At 63.8% G+C, this 16,795-nt stretch carries 10 protein-coding genes and 1 CRISPR repeat array; of the genes, 2 read left to right on the top strand and 8 right to left on the bottom strand.

What is annotated here, in order from left to right; translation table 11 throughout:
• Positions 1–6 precede the first annotated feature (6 nt).
• Positions 7–906: a tetratricopeptide repeat protein gene (locus tag GDH07_RS27465; protein WP_152896631.1), complete on the bottom strand. Its 900-nt coding sequence runs from the start codon at positions 904–906 to the stop codon at positions 7–9.
• Positions 907–909: 3 nt separating this feature from the next.
• Positions 910–1,590, bottom strand: a complete 681-nt coding sequence (locus tag GDH07_RS27460; protein ID WP_053138545.1) for a Fe2+-dependent dioxygenase — start codon at positions 1,588–1,590, stop codon at positions 910–912.
• Positions 1,591–1,798: 208 nt separating this feature from the next.
• Between GDH07_RS27460 and GDH07_RS27455 the strand changes: the two genes are divergently transcribed.
• Positions 1,799–4,102, top strand: coding sequence for a TonB-dependent receptor (locus GDH07_RS27455; RefSeq protein ID WP_152896630.1), 2,304 nt, complete (start codon positions 1,799–1,801; stop codon positions 4,100–4,102).
• A 152-nt stretch (positions 4,103–4,254) separates the two neighbouring features.
• A complete protein-coding gene (locus GDH07_RS27450; RefSeq protein ID WP_343038106.1) occupies positions 4,255–6,786 on the top strand; it encodes a PepSY domain-containing protein in 2,532 nt (843 codons plus the stop codon).
• 112 nt (positions 6,787–6,898) lie between these two features.
• Here GDH07_RS27450 and GDH07_RS27445 read toward each other — a convergent pair whose 3' ends face one another.
• The 6 genes from GDH07_RS27445 to cas3f form a co-directional block, all read right to left on the bottom strand.
• A complete protein-coding gene (locus tag GDH07_RS27445) occupies positions 6,899–8,440 on the bottom strand; it encodes an alkaline phosphatase D family protein (RefSeq protein ID WP_152896628.1) in 1,542 nt (513 codons plus the stop codon).
• Positions 8,441–8,670: 230 nt separating this feature from the next.
• A CRISPR array of direct repeats spans positions 8,671–9,298; the repeat unit is 28 nt; unit sequence TTTCTTAGCTGCCTATACGGCAGTGAAC.
• A gap of 130 nt (positions 9,299–9,428) precedes the next feature.
• Positions 9,429–9,992, bottom strand: coding sequence for a type I-F CRISPR-associated endoribonuclease Cas6/Csy4 (gene cas6f / locus GDH07_RS27440; RefSeq protein ID WP_152896627.1), 564 nt, complete (start codon positions 9,990–9,992; stop codon positions 9,429–9,431).
• Between the two features lie 3 nt (positions 9,993–9,995).
• Complete coding sequence (csy3, locus tag GDH07_RS27435; protein ID WP_152896626.1) at positions 9,996–11,018, bottom strand: type I-F CRISPR-associated protein Csy3; 1,023 nt, start codon at positions 11,016–11,018, stop codon at positions 9,996–9,998.
• 18 nt (positions 11,019–11,036) lie between these two features.
• The gene (gene csy2, locus GDH07_RS27430; RefSeq protein WP_152896625.1) at positions 11,037–12,020 is read right to left on the bottom strand and encodes a type I-F CRISPR-associated protein Csy2; all 984 of its coding nucleotides are present in this window, start codon (positions 12,018–12,020) and stop codon (positions 11,037–11,039) included.
• On the bottom strand, positions 12,013–13,365 hold the full coding sequence (gene csy1, locus GDH07_RS27425) for a type I-F CRISPR-associated protein Csy1 (RefSeq protein ID WP_152896624.1): 1,353 nt from the start codon (positions 13,363–13,365) through the stop codon (positions 12,013–12,015). Before csy1 ends, csy2 begins: the two co-directional genes overlap by 8 nt.
• A 131-nt stretch (positions 13,366–13,496) precedes the next feature.
• Positions 13,497–16,583: a type I-F CRISPR-associated helicase Cas3f gene (gene cas3f / locus GDH07_RS27420; RefSeq protein ID WP_178124004.1), complete on the bottom strand. Its 3,087-nt coding sequence runs from the start codon at positions 16,581–16,583 to the stop codon at positions 13,497–13,499.
• Between the last annotated feature and the right edge of the window lie 212 nt (positions 16,584–16,795).

Below are 16,795 nucleotides of genomic sequence, written 5' to 3'. Positions count from 1 at the left end.
TAAGGTTTACACCTTTGCGTCCTTGGAGAGGTCCTCGGCCCAAGCCTGCACCACCTGATGCTCGACGACTCTGTCCGCGTCCACCTCGGCCAGGCCCTCAGAAGGCAACAGGTCGAGCGTGGCCGCCAACTCGGCAAGCCTTGCGGCATCCCGCTCATCCCCCAGTTGCGCCGCACGCTGGTGATAGGCCAGGGCCAACTGGCGGATCTCGGGATGGCGGGCCTCTAGCAGCACCCCACGGGCGACCCGGAGGAAATTCAGGTTGCCGCCGGCCAGGGCCCGCTGCAGCCAGTCCTGGGCTTCGTCGATGCGCCCGGCATCGGCGAGGATCGCCCCATGGCTGAACTGCCCGCGAAAGTCACCGCCCTCGGCCGAGCGACGATACCAATCCCGGGCCGCCTGGGGATCGGCCGGGCAAACCAGCCCCTCTTCCAGGTAACGCCCCAGCAGGTTCATCGACTTGGCATGGCCCAGCTGCGCGGCGCGCTGGTAGCAGGCCAGGGCCCGACCGTGGTCCTGGGGCACGCCACGGCCGGTGGCCAGCAGGTTGGCGTAGTTGTACAGGCCCCAGTCCAGGCCGGCAGCCGCGGCCTGGCGGTAATGCTCGGCAGCGACGCCGGCGTCCGCCGAGCAGCCCCAGCCGTGTTCATGACAACGGCCGAGCATGTTGCGCGCCATCAGGTGCCCGCGCTGGGCGGCGATGCCGAACCAGCGCAGGGCCAGGGCCTGGTCCCGCTCGATGCCGCGACCATCGAGCAGGATCTGCCCCAGCAGCGCCTGGGCGTCCACCAGGCCTTCGCCGGCGGCCAGCAGGATCGCCTGGGCGGCGCGGCCCGGGCTCTCTTCGAGCATGGCGCTCAGTTGCCCGCCATCGAGGCTTTCCTCGCGGCGCAGTCGAAAAGCCATGGCCTAGACCTCGACCCAGCGGCGCAGCAGGTTGTGGTAGGTGCCGGTCAGGCGGATCAGCGAGGGGTGTTCGGGCATGTCCCGGGTCAGCTCCTGGATCGCCCCGTCCATCTCGAACAACAGCGCCCGCTGGCTGTCTTCGCGCACCAGGCTCTGGGTCCAGAAGAACGAAGCGTAGCGGGCACCACGGGTCACCGGATTGACCTTGTGCAAGCTGGTGCCGGGATACAGCACCAGGTCGCCGGCCGGCAGCTTGACCCGCTGCACGCCGTAGGTGTCCTGGATCTCCAGCTCACCGCCGTCGTAGTCCTCAGGGTCGCTGAAGAACAGGGTCGAGGACAGGTCGGTACGCACCCGCTCGGCGCTGCCCTTGGGCTGGCGCACGGCATTGTCGATATGGAAGTCGAAACTGCCACCTGCGGTGTAGCAGTTGAACAGTGGCGGGAACACCTTGTGCGGCAAGGCGGCGGACATGAACAGCGGGTTCTGCCATAACCGCTCGAGCATCGCCTCGCCGATCTCCCGGGCCAGCGGATGGCCCTCGGGCAGTTGCAGGTTGTGCTTGGCCTTGGCCGACTGGTAGCCGGCGGTGATCTTGCCGTCCGCCCAGTCCGCCTGCTCCAGGGCTTGGCGGATGCGCCCTACTTCATCACGGGTGAACACGCCGGGGATGTGCAGCAACATGGCCAGGTACCTGGAAGCCGAAAGTGCGGCAATGGTATTGATTCTTATTGACTGTGTAAAACGCCCGGGACGGATGGGAATGCAAAAACCGTAAAGATAAATTGTAAAGAATGTAAATTCAGTGCGAATAGCAATATTTCGCAATTGATAACGAATGCTCGCATCCCCTATATTCCGCGGCCTCAAAACCTCGGGGAGGGGACAAGACATGACACGCCAACAACCATTATCCGCTGTCAGTTCGCCACGTTTGCTGGCATCGGCCATCGGCGTCGCCATCACCGCCGGCTCTGCCGCGCACATGGTCCAGGCCGCCGAGGACACCGGCAAGAAAGCCTCGGGAGCGATTGCCCTGGAAGCCACCAGCATCACTGGCGAGGCCCAGGACGCGACGTCCTACAAGGTCGACAGCTCCTCCTCGAAGAAGTACACGGCACCGCTGGTCAACACCCCGCGCTCGGTAACTGTAGTACCGCAGCAAGTCCTCAAGGACACGGCGGCGACCTCGCTGCAAGACGCACTGCGCACCGTTCCAGGTATCACCTTCGGCGCTGGTGAAGGTGGCAACCCACAAGGTGACCGCCCCTTCATTCGTGGTTTCGATGCACAAAGCGACACCTACCTGGATGGCGTACGCGATACCGGCGCTCAAAGCCGGGAAGTCTTCGCCGTGGAAAATATCGAGGTCAGCAAAGGCCCGAACTCGGCCATGGGTGGCCGTGGCGCAGCAGGGGGCAGCATCAACCTGGTCAGCAAGAAAGCTCACCTGGGCAACTCCCTCGACGGTGGTTTCACCTGGGGCTCCGACCAGACTCAACGCTACACCCTGGACGGCAACTATCAGTTCAGTGACACCGTTGCGGGCCGCCTGAACCTGATGAGCCATGAAAGCAATGTCGCTGGACGGGACAAGGTCAACTACGACCGTTGGGGCGTCGCGCCGTCCCTGGCCTTCGGCCTGGGTACCGACACCCGGGTATTCCTCGACTACTACCATCTGGAAAGCGACGACCTGCCGGATTCGGGCATTCCCTACGGCTACTCCATGGGCACGGCCCACACCGCCGCGCATCCGGACAAACCAGTCAACGGTGGCGATAGCAGCAACTTCTACGGCCTGACCGATCGCGACTTCCGCAAGTCCCGGGTGGACACGGCGACCTTCGCCTTCGAGCACGACCTGAACGACTCGTTGACCCTCAAGAACACCTTCCGCCACGGCACCAGCATGCAGGACTACATCCTGACCCAGCCGGACGATAGCCAGGGCAACGTACGCAGCGGCACGGTATGGCGCCGGGCCAACACCCGGGTCTCGAATACCGAGACCACCACCAACCAGACCGATCTCTATGGTGAGTTCGTCCTGGGTGGCTTCAAGAACAACTTCTCCACCGGTATCGAACTGTCCGACGAGTCCTCGAAGAAGAGCGGCTACAACGTTTCCAATAACTCGAGTATCAAGTGCAACGTGCCGCAGCCATCGGGCGTCTGTACCTCGCTGTCGAATCCGACGCCGGACGACATCTACGCCGGCACTATCAGTCGTAACTACGCGGGTACCGATACCGAGGGCACCACTCGTGCCATCTACTTCGCAGATACCCTGGAGCTGACCCCGCAGTGGCTGGTCAACATGGGCCTGCGCTACGACCATTTCGAAACCCAAGCCAAGACCAAGAACGGCGCTCGTACCACCACCTTCAAGGCTGAGGACACCAGTGAATTCGTGACCGGCCAGCTGGGGTTGATCTGGAAGCCCCAGGACAACGGTAGCGTCTACATTTCCTATGCCACGTCTGCAACACCGGTGGGCAGCACCTTGGATAACGGGGCTGAACCCAACCCCTTCGCGACCACCTCCGGGACGCCGACCAGCATCGTCAGCGACATGAAGCCCGAGGAAACCACCAACTACGAAATCGGTACCAAATGGGATCTGTTCAGCGAGCGGCTGTCGCTGACCGGAGCGATCTTCCGCACCGAGAAAGAAAACACCCGAGTCTTGAGTAGCAACTACACCTACGAAAACGCCGGCAAGACCCGCGTCGACGGCCTCGAGCTGACAGCCAGCGGAAAGTTGACCGACAAATGGCAAGTGTTCGCCGGCTACAGCTATCTGGACAGCACCATCGTCGATCCAGGTGCCGCTGGTGATCGCAGCGGCAAGATCACTAACCTGAACAACCCGGCCAAAGGCAACGAGCTGCCCAACACGCCGAAGAACAGCTTCAGCCTCTGGACCACCTACAACCTGACCCAGAAGCTGACCATCGGTGGTGGTGCCTTCTACGTCGACAAGGTCTGGGGTGATAACAACAACACTCTGTATGTACCGTCCTACACCCGCTACGACGCCATGGCCAGCTACAAGCTGACCAAGAACGTCGACCTGCAACTGAACGTGCAGAACCTGACGGACAAGACCTACTACGACAAGGCCTACGCGGCGCACTTCGCCAACCAGGCCCCAGGCCGTACCGCCCTGATGAGTGCCAACTTCCACTTCTGATCCACCGCGACACCCTGTGGCCCCGGCCACAGGTGCCCAAGCCCCATGCACCCGCTGCCTGGGGCTTTTGCATGTAAAGAAGAATGCTTCTCGCTCACACACGGCATAATGCGCGCCGTGTTTCACCTCTTCGGACGAACAAGGCGGTCGATGTGTTGAAGAAAACCCTGTTCCAGCTGCACTGGTTCTTCGGCATCAGCGCCGGGCTGGTCCTGGCCTTGATGGGCATCACCGGGGCCACGGTGTCGTTCGAGGACGAGATCCTGCGGGCGCTCAACCCCTCGGTGCTGCAGGTCGACAAGCTGCCCGCCGGCACCCTGCCGCCGGCCGAGCTGGTGGCCAAACTCCAGGCGGCCGAGGGCAAGGACGTGTCCATGCTCTGGGTCGAGACCGACAGCGGCAATGCCGCGCGGGTGTTCTACACCCCGCCGCCCGGGGAACGCCGTGGGCAGATGCGCTACTTCGACCCCTACACCGGCCAGTTCACCGGCGAGGCCGTGGGCCAGGGCTTCTTCGGCTTCATGCTGCAACTGCACCGGTTCCTGGCCATGGGCGACAGCGGCCGGCAGATCACCGGCGCCTGCACCCTGATCCTGATCTTCTTCTGCCTGTCCGGGTTGTACCTGCGCTGGCCGCGCCAGGTCGCCAGCTGGCGCGCCTGGCTGACCCTGGACTGGGCCAAGAAAGGCCGGGCCTTCAACTGGGACCTGCACGCGGTGTTCGGCACCTGGTGCTTGTTGTTCTACCTCTTGTTCGCCCTCACCGGCCTGTACTGGTCGTACGAGTGGTACAGCAAGGGCCTGACCCGCCTGCTGTCCGACTCGCCACACAGCGAGCGCGCCCGGGGCGGGCGTGGCGGCCCGCCGGCCAAGGGCCCGGCCCCGGTGGCCGACTACAACGCCATGTGGAGCAGCATCTACAGCGCCGCCGGCAAGGACCTTAGCGCCTACAACGTGCGCATGCCGCCCGTGGCCGGGCAGCCGGCGACGGTGTTCTACCTGCTCAAGGACTCGCCCCACGAGCGCGCCCTGAACCAGATCACCCTGGACCCGGCCACCGGCGTCATCAGCCGGCATGAGCGCTACGCCGACAAGAGCTTCAAGGCGCAATTGCTGACCAGCGTCTACGCCCTGCACGTGGGCAGCTACTTCGGCCTGGTGGGGCGCATCGTGCTGACCCTGGCCTCGCTGTGCATGCCGCTGTTCTTCATCACCGGCTGGTTGCTGTACCTGGATCGGCGGCGCAAGAAGCGCCAGATCAAGGACGCCCGTCAGGGCCTGGAACAGGCCACCGACGATACCAACGGCTGGCTGATCGGCTTTGCCAGCCAGAGCGGTTTCGCCGAACAACTGGCCTGGCAGACCGCCGGGCAATTGCAGGCCGCCGGCATCGGCGCCCGGGTCCGCCCGCTGGCCAGCCTGGACGAGCAGGACCTGCGCAGTGCCCAGCGGGCGTTGTTCGTGGTCAGCACCTTTGGCGATGGCGAGGCCCCGGACAGCGCCCGGGGCTTCGAGCGCAAGCTGCTGGGCCGCGAGCTGGCCCTCGACGGCCTGGAATACGCAGTGCTGGGCCTGGGCGACCGCCAATACCCGCAGTTCTGCGGTTTCGCCCGGCGCCTGCACACCTGGCTGTCGAGCCAGGGCGCCAGCAGCCTGTTCACCCCGGTGGAAGTCGACAATGGCGACAGCTACGCCCTGCGCCACTGGCAACAACAACTGGGCCAGCTCACCGGGCATGCCCCGGTGGACCTGTGGCAGGCCCCGGCTTTCGCCAACTGGACCCTGAGCCAGCGCCACCTGCTGAACCCCGAGAGCAGCGGCTCCGGGGTCTATTTGCTGCAATTGCAACCGCCCGGCACCAGCAGCTGGCTGGCCGGCGACCTGGTGGAAGTCATGCCGCGCAACTGCCCGTGGCTGGTGGACCACTTCCTCGAGGGTCTGGGGCTTTCCGGCGAGAGCCCGGTGCAGCTCGACGGCCTGGAAGAGAGCCTGGAGCAGGCCCTGGGCAGCCGCCAGCTACCGGAGAACCGCGCCCACCTGGTGGGCCTGCATGCCCAGGCCCTGGTGGATGCGCTGGTGCCGCTGACCCAGCGCGAATATTCCATCGCCTCGATCGCCGCCGACGGCTGCCTGGAACTGCTGGTGCGCCAGGAACGCCACGCCGACGGCAGCCTGGGCATCGGCTCCGGCTGGCTTACCGAGCACGTCCAAGTAGGCGCGAGCATCAGCCTGCGGGTGCGCCGCAACAGCGGTTTCCACCTGCCGACCGAGCCCTGCCCACTGATCTTGCTGGGTAACGGCACCGGCCTGGCTGGGCTGCGCAGCCTGCTCAAGGCGCGGATCGCCGAGGGTCAGCAACGCAACTGGCTGCTCTTTGGCGAGCGCAATGCCGAGCATGATTTCTACTGCAAGGACGAGCTGCAGGAATGGCTGGCCCGGGGCGACCTGAGTCGCCTGGACCTGGCCTTCTCCCGCGACCAGGAACAGAAGATCTACGTCCAGGATCGCCTGCGCGAAGCCGCCGGGACCTTGCAACAGTGGCTCGACGACGGCGCCGCGCTCTACATCTGCGGCAGCCTGCAAGGCATGGCCTCGGGGGTGGACCAGGTGCTCAACGAGCTGCTGGGCGCCGAACAGGTCGAGCGCCTGATCGAACAAGGCCGCTGCCGCCGCGACGTCTACTGACCCGCAGGAGCGAGGCTCGCCCACGATAAGCGCGATGCGGTGTGTCTAGGACACTGCGTTAGCATTCATCGCGGGCGAGCCGCGCTCCTACCCCATGGGCCATAGGCGCGCATCAGGCCGGTTGCAGCTTGCGCTCGAACACCGCCACGCCATCGAGATCACGCAGGATCACGCTCATCTCCGCCGTCTGGCCATCGATCTGCACCTCGCCAAAGAACTGGAACCCAGCGAACGGCGAGGCGTTCTGGGTCGGCGGCGCCTTCTGGAACACCACCTCGGGGCCGAAGGTCTTGTCCAGCACGTTGGGCCCGAAGCTGCCGGCATTCAACGGGCCGGCGACGAACTCCCAGAACGGCTCGAAATCCTGGAACGCCGCCCGGTCCGGGTGGTAGTGGTGGGCCGCGCAGTAATGCACGTCGGCGGTCAGCCACACATGGTTGCGCACCCGGTGCTTGCGCAGGTAGGCCAGCAACTCGGCGATCTCCAGCTCGCGGCCCTGAGCCTGGCCCGGGTCGCCGTTGGCGATGGCCTCCCAGCGCGCCACGCCGGGGCTGACCTCGCCGTCGGGCACGCCCAGGCCGATGGGCATGTCCGCCGCCACCACCTTCCACTGCGCCTGGGAATCCTTGAGCTCGCGCTTGAGCCAGTCCAGTTGCTCACGGCCGAGGAACGGCTTCTCGCCGCCGAGGTTGTCATCGTTGGGCCCGCGATAGCTGCGCATGTCCAGCACGAACACATCCAGCAACGGCCCGTAGCTGAGCTTGCGATAGATGCGCCCGCCACCGTCTGCACTCTGCCGGCGCATCGGCGCGTACTCCAGCCAGGCCTGGCGCGCACGGCCCACCAGGGTCTGGATGTCCTTGACCATGTAGCGCTCGTCCAGCTGCTTGCTCGGCGACCAGTTGTTGACCACCTCGTGGTCGTCCCACTGCCAGATCTGCGGCACCTCGGCGTTGAACCGGCGCAGGTTCTCGTCCATCAAGTTGTAGCGGTAGTTGCCGCGATACTCGTTCAGGGTCTCGGCCACCTTGCTCTTGGCCTCGGTGGTGATATTGCGCCAGATGCGCCCACCCTCGGTGGTCAATTGAGCCGGCACCGGGCCATCGGCGTAGATGGTGTCGCCGCTGTGGATAAAAAAGTCCGGCAGGCGCAGGCGCATCGCCTCGTAGATGCGCATGCCGCCGATGTCCGGGTTGATGCCGAAACCCTGGCCGACGGTGTCGCCGCTCCAGACGAAACGGATATCCCGGCGCTGGCTCGGGGCACTGCGCAAATGGCCGAACCAGGGTTCGCTGGCCACCCCGGTGCGGGCATCCTCGAAGGTCACCCGATAAAAAATCGCCTGGTTGACCGGCAGCCCGCTCAGGTCCACCCGGGCGGTGAAGTCGGTGCGGGCATCGGCCAGCGGCGAGACCAGGCGTCGCGGGTTGGTGAACATGCTGCGGGTGTCCCACTCCACCACCATCCGCGCCGGGCGGTCGCTGCGGCTCCAGATGACCGCCCGATCGCCCTGCAAGTCCCCGGACTGCACGCCATCGGTGAGCTTGGGTCGATCCTTGACCGAGGCGATCACCGCCGGCGCCAGGCTGGGCAGCAACATCCCCGCCCCGGCGATTTGCATGATCCGTCGACGACCGAGGTTGAACTCGCTCATGGTGACTCCCTGACATGGTCAAAAGAGGCCACCTTAGCCAGCGCCGATGAAGGGGATGTGACAAAGACGCGCCCGGCCCGGGAGCCCCAGGCCAGCCAGCGATTAGTGCATCAAGTCTCTCAAGCTGCCTCTACGGCAGTAACGGGTGCCGATGGATTGATGATGGATTGTGTGTTGCCTGCCTGTTCGGCAATCGAGATGAACAGCACCGATGGACGCTGAAGGACTGGTTTCTTAGCTGCCTGTGCGGCAGTGAACATGGCCAAACCTCCAAAGCAGCAAGTACTCCTTTTCTTAGCTGCTTATACGGCAGTGAGCTCAGCTCGTAATCGATCTGCTCGACGATCTGCTTTCTTAGCTGCCTATACGGCAGTGAACTTTATGAGCCCGGCGCGCTGCCTGGGGCAGACTTTCTTAGCTGCCTATACGGCAGTGAACCCGGATATCGTTCACGCTCAGCCATCCCCATTTTTCTTAGCTGCCTATACGGCAGTGAACCGAGTTCTGCGCCAGATAACGCATATCACCTTTTTCTTAGCTGCCTATACGGCAGTGAACACGGTGCTGCTGGACATCTACAAGACTTTTGGTTTCTTAGCTGCCTATACGGCAGTGAACGCAAGCGATCGCTCTGGAGCCGGCGCCGGCTTTTTCTTAGCTGCCTATACGGCAGTGAACATCTTCACCCGAGCGCTTGATCCCATTGTCCTTTTCTTAGCTGCCTATACGGCAGTGAACAGCATTCGAAACTCTATCCATTCGCTGCTGAATTTCTTAGCTGCCTATACGGCAGTGAACCTGTGCGCACTCGGGGCAACTGACTCTGAGATTTTCTTAGCTGCCTATACGGCAGTGAACTAGAGCACTTTCTCTATAACTTCCTGAATTTCAAAAGAAAGACTGTTAAAAATTGCTGTACACCCTTTTTTTGAAGCGCCTTGTAAGTCATTGATTTTACAAAGCGCTCCACTGCACCCGAAAAAAAGGGTCAGAACCAGGGCACTGTCGCGCTGGAGCTCAGGCCATAGCCGTTGAACGTGCCGGGCTGTGGTTGTTCAAGCAGCGGGCCGTGGCGGATGAACAGGTTGAACAGCTGATGGCTGGTATGGCTGCGCATCACCGCGAACGGCAGGTCGCAACGTTTCGCCGCGCTGTCGGGCAGGCGCTGGCGGGCTTGGTCCTCGGTCAGCCCATGGCGCTTGATCAGGCGGCGACGCAGGCGTGCCGGGCTGCTATCGACCTGTACCCGGCTGACATGGCGATGCTGCACCGACGTCGGCACCGAGCAGGGCTGGCCGATCTCTACATGGTCACGCATGCCGGTCAGCCAATCGATGGCCAGCAACTGGCCCAGGGCCTGGCGATTGCCGTGGATGCGCAGGTGCGACCCCAGGTGCCTGATCGGTCGCCGGGTATCGGGAAAGCTGATGCCGATATCGTTGCGCCGCAGGTCGTGCAGGGCCCGATGGAATTTATTGAGCAAGGCGCTCATCAACTGCGGCTCGGGATACTCAGGGTCCGGCAGCAGTTTCAAATCCAGGTAATGGTCCATGGCTCAACCTGCCTCGCCGAACACGCCGCCGCGAATCAGGGTGGCGATCACGAAGTGCTGCTGTTCCAGCGCGGGTACTCGATCCTTGAGCACCCAACTGTCCAGCAGGGTGTAGAAATCATCCTGGCTGCCGCGAGGCTGGCGATAGGCCTTGCCCTGGGTAGTCACCGAACCATAGGGCTCCACGGCGATCGGCCCGTTGCTGTCGGCGCCCTGGTACCAGGTGTCGATGCTGCGCAAGGCATTGCCGACTTTCTGCGAGTGGATGCCGGCGATGTTGCCCACGCTGTACAGCGTCTTGCTCTTGTCTCCGCGCCCACGGTCCAGGATCAGCTCTTGGGACGGGAACACTTCCTGCCCGGCGCCCATGCGTGCGTAGGCAGTGATGCGCAATAACACATGCTGTTCGCCGGCCAGGCCCCGGGCAATCAAGCCAGCCAACGACTGCAAGGCCTCGCCCTGCTCACCGGCAGCGTCGAATTGGCGCAAGGACAGGCTCAGGCTGTCGAAGCGCCATTGAGTCGCCGCCTGGCCCTCCACCAGATGCTCGACCTCCACCTCGACCTGCTCGGCGCCAATGCGGTTGCGCCACAGGAAGCGACAGTTAGCCAGGTTATGGGCATAACGGCGGGCCAATTCGCCAAAGCCATTGGCCTGGACATACCCCTGTACAGTCTCCAGCAGTTTCTGCCGGTAGGCGAAATCGTTGCAGGCCGAAGGCTGGCCAGTACCGGCCAGCACCCGCAGGGTGAAGCTGACCCGCAGGGTGTCGGCATCGTGCGGCAGGGTGGCCACGTCCACGGTTTGCAGATTGGGATGCTCGATGGCGGCATCCAGCTTGGCTGGGTCCAGCTCCTTGGCCTTGAGTCGGTTGGAAATGGTTCCGCGTACGGATTTTTCCCGCACCACCACCGGCTCCCACTGACTGCGCGACTGCCAGTCGCCGGCATGGAACAGCGCATCGGAAGGGTCGAGTTTGCGCTCGAAGGCCAGGACCGAAGCGGTTTTCAGGGCGTCATTGCTCATGTTCGAACTCCTTTGAAGTCAGTCGAGGTGCGCCAGCGATGGCGCGCGGTAGTCGTTGCGGCAGCGGTACAGGCCCTGGTCGCTGCGAGAGTCGGCGTACCAGAGCAATTGTTGTGGCGATTGCAAACGGTGTGGGCTGATCCACTGCCCGATGCCATAGAGGTTTTCCACGAAGCGAAAGGCCGTTTGCGAGTCGCGGGCCCGGGCCACCGTGCCCGGCGCCTGCAAGGCGGTGAGCGCGCCATAACCCACGGGGATCGGCACCAGCCAGCCGAGGTCGGCGCGGTCGTTGCGCCACTGCACCGGCCCTGAAGCCTCCCCGTCTGCGTCGGGGCCCGCGCTGGACCAGTTGATCCGCGCCAGCGACAACCAGGCGTCCAACACCGAAGCCCCGGGTTGCCTGGCTTGCAGATCACGATGGCGCTGCTCCAGCAGATCCTGGCGCTCCACCAGGATGAAACCCGGCAGCAGGCGCAACTTGGCCTGGTAGAACAACGCGTCCCGTGCCTCTTCATCACCCGTCATGGGGATCGAATAGGGCTGTTGCTGGCCCTGGGGGGCACGGGAGGGAATCAGGCTGCCGCCAGCAATACGCATCTGCAGCAAGAGCTCCCGCACTTGGCGGGCGACGGTACTTTCCTTGTCGTCAAGGGCCTGGCTCTGGACCGCGAATACCAGGCTGATGCGCAGATGGACCCGCCCTTCTTCGACAATCGCGGCGGTGCTGCCATCGCGATTGAGGGGGTTGCGAGTCAGGCGCAGGGTGTTGACGAAATCACCAGCGGTGACCTGTTCTTCGTGATCGTGGACCACCACGCCCACCGCGTTGAATTGCAGATCCAGGCCCGTATCGACCGTCTTGCGTTCCAGGGCCCACATCAGCCCGAGAAAGGCGGTGATCGACGGAAAGCCATGGGTCAGCGGGCTGGAAAGGCTGTTGGCGTTCTGTACTTGCAGGTGAGGGATGACCAGCAGGTGCTCGAAATGTGGGCACTCAGCCATGGCGCACCTCCTGCTCCACCACCTCACGGGTAGCGCATGAGATCTCGGCATCGACCACCGCCTGCCGCGCCCAATGCGCCTGTTCGGTATCGCCCACCGGCAGGCCCCGTTGCAGCAGGATGGCATTCAACCAGTGGCCGAAACGCTGGGCGATCTCGTCCGGCCAACGGCGTTGGGCGAAGGCCGCAGCGAAGGCTTGGTCCGCGTCCTGGTGGTCATCAGCCGATGCCAACTGCGCGCGTTGCGGGTCGAGCCAGAGTTGTTCGCACAGCGGCAGCTGGCAGTGCCGGTCACGACTCCAACCAGGAGGTAAAGAGGCCCGCAAGCTCAGGCCAAAGGCCGCCAACGCCCGGCCCAGGGCGCGCTCTATACGTTCACGTTGAGCCCGAGTGCGCAGGCTGCGCGCCGGATCGGCTTGCAGCAGGAGGCAGAGGGCCTCGATCAGCTCGCCCATGTCTTCGAAACGCCGCAGGCGACTGAACACCGACTCCAGGTGCAGCAGGTTGCCCGGATGCTGCTGGCGCCATTTAGGGGGCAAGGACGCCAGCAAGTAATTCACTCCGCCACGCTCACTGTTGAGCTGGCTGATGTTTTGCGGCTTGGTCCCGCCGAGCTTGCGTATCACCAGTTGTGGATAGTCGCGATAGACTCCGTCGTGGGCTTGACGCTGGCGCCGGGCCTGGCGCGCCGCCTGGTTGCGCTCCCCAAAACGTGCATCGTTGATATCGGCATGGACCGCATGGACCAGGCTGCTGGGAAACATCGGTTGCAACAGTTCGAAACCGGCATCGTCGCCAGGCTCGCCCGACACACACCAGAACACCTGCTTGGCCATGGCGTGGGAACTCAAGGTCTGATGGGGGCGAACCAGGCCCTTGAAGGCTTCGGCCCAACTTTGCGCCAGGGCCGGGGCCGGGCTCAGGGCGGCCAACAGGTCGGCATCGTCCTCCAGCAGCCAGTCCAGTAGCCGACGTTGCTCCACCTCCAGCTTGAGGAACTTGTAGACATCCAGCGCGGCGGCGTTGCCGACGATGTCCTGCGCGTAATCGCTGCCCAGCATGTGGCTGCCGACTTCCCGGTGCCGCGGCAATGTTTGCGGAGCGACATGCAGGCTGCTGCCGCGAGCGTCGGGATGGGTGGCCTTGAGCACATGGGTGACGGCCTGGATCTGCCCTACTCGACGGGCCGCGTCGGCGAGCCAGGTGGCGTATTCATATTTTGCGGCGCTGAGTGCATCACTGGCCTCAGCGCCTTTCAGTTTTGCGTCTCGCCGTTCCTGGATGAAAGCGTTGATGGTGTGGCGAAACAGCCTGGAGCGTATTGCCGGGTTCGTTCCTTGATTCATGTCCCTTCCCTGTAGAGCGCTTGTCGATGACAAGTCCGTGACAATCCTTGATGGCTCTTGGCCATCAAGGGTTTTAGCAACCTGCGATTGTGCCTTCAAGAGGCCGATGCCCCCTGAACAGAGGCAGTGGCTCAAGCTCTTGAGGCAAACCCCAGCACCGGATGAAAGCGCCAACCCTGGGGACTGGCGCTCAGCTTGACCGTGGTGAAGCGCTCGGCGCAGGTCCGTAACGGCAGTCCTTGGATCGCCGCCTGTTCGTTCAGCAATGACAACAGGTCATGCTGGCCCCAGGGGCTGATACCTGGGGCGGACACCCCTTGCAGGTCGATGTTCTCCAGCAACCGCTGAGCCGGCAGGTACAGCTCCGCCGCGCCGGGCTGCTCATGAATACGGTGCAGGACCAAGCGTTCTTCATCGTCATCGGGCAACCACAGCAACTCTGTCTCCCTGATGGTGTTTTCACGAAAAGGCTGTTGCTGGGGCAAGGCCCAGGTCAGGGCTGCCCTGGGGTACTGCCAGGCACAGGCCGCGTCCAGATCGAAAGCCACAGGCTTGACCCCGCGTGGGGCCGGTTGGCCTGCGCGGCTGCGATCCTTGGGCAACATCTGTGCGCTGAGCCGCGCCTGCTCCAGGTCCACCAGGTTGTGCCGTGGACGCCACGCCTGACTGGCCCTGGGCTGGATGCGCGGGCGAGCGCTGAGCTCCTGGTAGTCGGCCGGATCCAGCAGCTGCCCAAGGCGGTGGCTGGCTAGGCGCATGGGGTGATCCGCTTGGCGGCTGTCATGCTCGAAACCCGGGCGGATGAACGCTGCGGCTCCAGGTTGTTCGAAATGCCGCAGGTTGCTATCGAAGATAAAAATATTGGCGTGCCGGCACGGCTGCTGGCGGTGGCGCTGTACCCGCCCGGCCAGCTGGATCAGCGAACGCATCGATGAGGGTTCGACCACTGCCCAGTCGTAGTCATGGTCGCGCCCGACTTCAGTGACCGGCGACCCCAGCACCACGAACAGATGTTCCTCTTCGGGGTACTGGTCGAGCAGCTGGCGGATCTGTGGTTGGTCATAAACCGCGCCCGGCTGGCGACGGTCCAGGCAGGTGTCCAACTGCGCCTCGATGGCCGAGCGCAGCAGCAGCGGGAACCGCGAGTGGTAGACGCACAGATGAATGCGCTGGCCGGCAGGCGCACCGAGAGCGAACAGGGCCAGGGCGACATCGAACAGCGGTTCGATATTGGCCATGCGCACCAGGCCAAAACTGACGCGTTTGCCACTGTGCGGACACACCTCGGCATGCCGGGCATGGGCCTGCAACATCGTGGCTCGCACCTGTTCGGCGAACGCCCGGCGTATGTCCGCCACTGGCTGCGCGCCAATGCTCAAGGCAACCAGTTCGCCACGCCGCCTGGGCTCGATACGCCCGAGCGCCTGCACCCGCTGGTCGACGAAGGTCCGATGCTGTTGGCTGAAGGTCTTGGCATCGTGGCAGTTGAAAGGCTGGGCCGTGAACTCATCGACCCACAGGCAAGGGATCTCATCAGGCGTGTCGAGTTCTCCACGATTGCGCCGATAGTGCCGGCGCCCGGCGCCATAGGCCTGGAACATCCCCTGCACCAGGGCCGCCGGCAGGGTCGCCGACGACAACAGCACCCGCGTGCCCAGCAAACCCGCCCAGTACACCAGGCGCGTCAGGGCCGGCAGGTCGGCGAGGTCGAAATCATCCAGTTCATCGAGCACCAGATCGCTGCTGAGCAAGCGCAACATCGGCGCAATCTGCCGCCCGGCCCTTTGCGCCTCGGTGGCGGGCATCAAGTGATCGATGGTGCAGACCAGCATGGGCGCATTGAGCAACGCGGTGATCTGGGGCTGGTTCACCACCTTGGACAACAGGCCGTGGGCGGCCAGCGAACCCTCGTAGCGCACATGGCCGTCTTCTTCGATCAGCGCCTGGGCCGAAGCCGAACCGCTGGCTTCGGCCCGGGCCTGGTAATGCTCGAACAACGCCCGGCTGGCGCAGCCGCCAACCCGGATGGCCAGGTCGTCGTCCCCCAGGTTCAGCAGCTGGCGATAGCTGTTGCCGGTCTGCAAGGTCAGGCTGCGCAGCCCCAGGGCGAAGGTGCAACGCATGCCGGCCTGGGGGTCGGCCAGGGCATGCATGACCCGTGCATTGGCCAGGGTCTTGCCGCATCCGGTAGAGGCCATGTTGACGATAAAGGCCCCTTGTCGCTGCGACTGACTACGCAAACCGGTCGCCGCATCCACCGCCTGGTCCTGCCAGGCAAAACGCCCGGAACCACTGCGTTTGCACAAGCCTGCATGACGCGCCAAACGCGGCAGGTGCCGCTCGAAATCGGGCAAGCCATGGACGATGCTGCGGGTCATGCGAGCAACCCCGAGCAAGTGTTCATCCAGGGGCTGCTTGAGCTGGCCGTCGCTATGGGTATTGGCGAACACCAGGTCCTGGTCATCGCCCCTGACCCGTTGGCTCGACTCCGGCGGCAAGCTGGAATAGTGATGATCACCCAGCATCAGACTCATCCGCGCCAGGTGCATCACATAAGGATTGTCCAGCCAATCGCCGTGACCGGGCTTGGCTTGCAACACCAACAACCGCTGGGCGAGCTTGGCCGCCTGGGCCCGCCACTGGGGATAGACCACGGGCATACCATGCTCGAACTGCCAGAACGCCTCGACCTCGTTGAGCGGCGCCGAACGACTGCACTCATTCCACTCGTGGGTGATGCCCTCGATCAGGTTGTCCAGCATCGCGGGATTGAAGCGAACGGACTTCTTGCCCAGCCACGACTGCTCGCCATCACCGGCCTCGTTCCAGCTGGGCAGCGTCGGCAAGCGATGATGGCTGACCACCAGCCAAGCCACGGCAGCCGCCAAGGGCGCGAGCTGCTTGAATGGCGGCGTCGTGGCATCGAGCCCATCCCGCTGAAAACGCCCGGCAGACAGCCAAGCCTGATCATCCTCGGCACTGGGCGAGGCCAAGCGCCGGAGCCAGGCAGGGTCATCATCCGTCCCGACAAAAGCCAGGAACAGCCGCAGCGATACCCACTCATGGCGATACAGGTTGTGTTCCAGGCTGCGCCGCCGCAGCTTCTGCTGGAAGGCCCGGCTGGCCTTGCCCAAGTCATGCAGCAGCGCCGCCAACTGCGCCAGCAGCGAGATGTCTTGGGCGGTGTGCCAGCCCTTGTTCGCGACACGACGCGACAAGCCTGGAGTTCGAGCGCGTTTGCAATGAAGCGTTGTTTCTAGAGTCGCGGAGTTGATGTCTTCCATGAAATACAACCGCCTGCTGCATCATCCATTGAGCGCTAGCGGTTATAAGCAATGTCCGATTGTTCGTCCATGGCGTATTGGAAGTTCAAATAGAGGGCATGAAGGCACGCCCCAAACCCCGGCAAACAGCAAGCAGCCCCTGCTGG

Source organism: Pseudomonas piscis (assembly GCF_009380155.1).
In the GTDB taxonomy this organism is placed as follows: domain Bacteria; phylum Pseudomonadota; class Gammaproteobacteria; order Pseudomonadales; family Pseudomonadaceae; genus Aquipseudomonas; species Aquipseudomonas piscis.
This window is presented reverse-complemented; position numbering and strand designations above follow the sequence as displayed.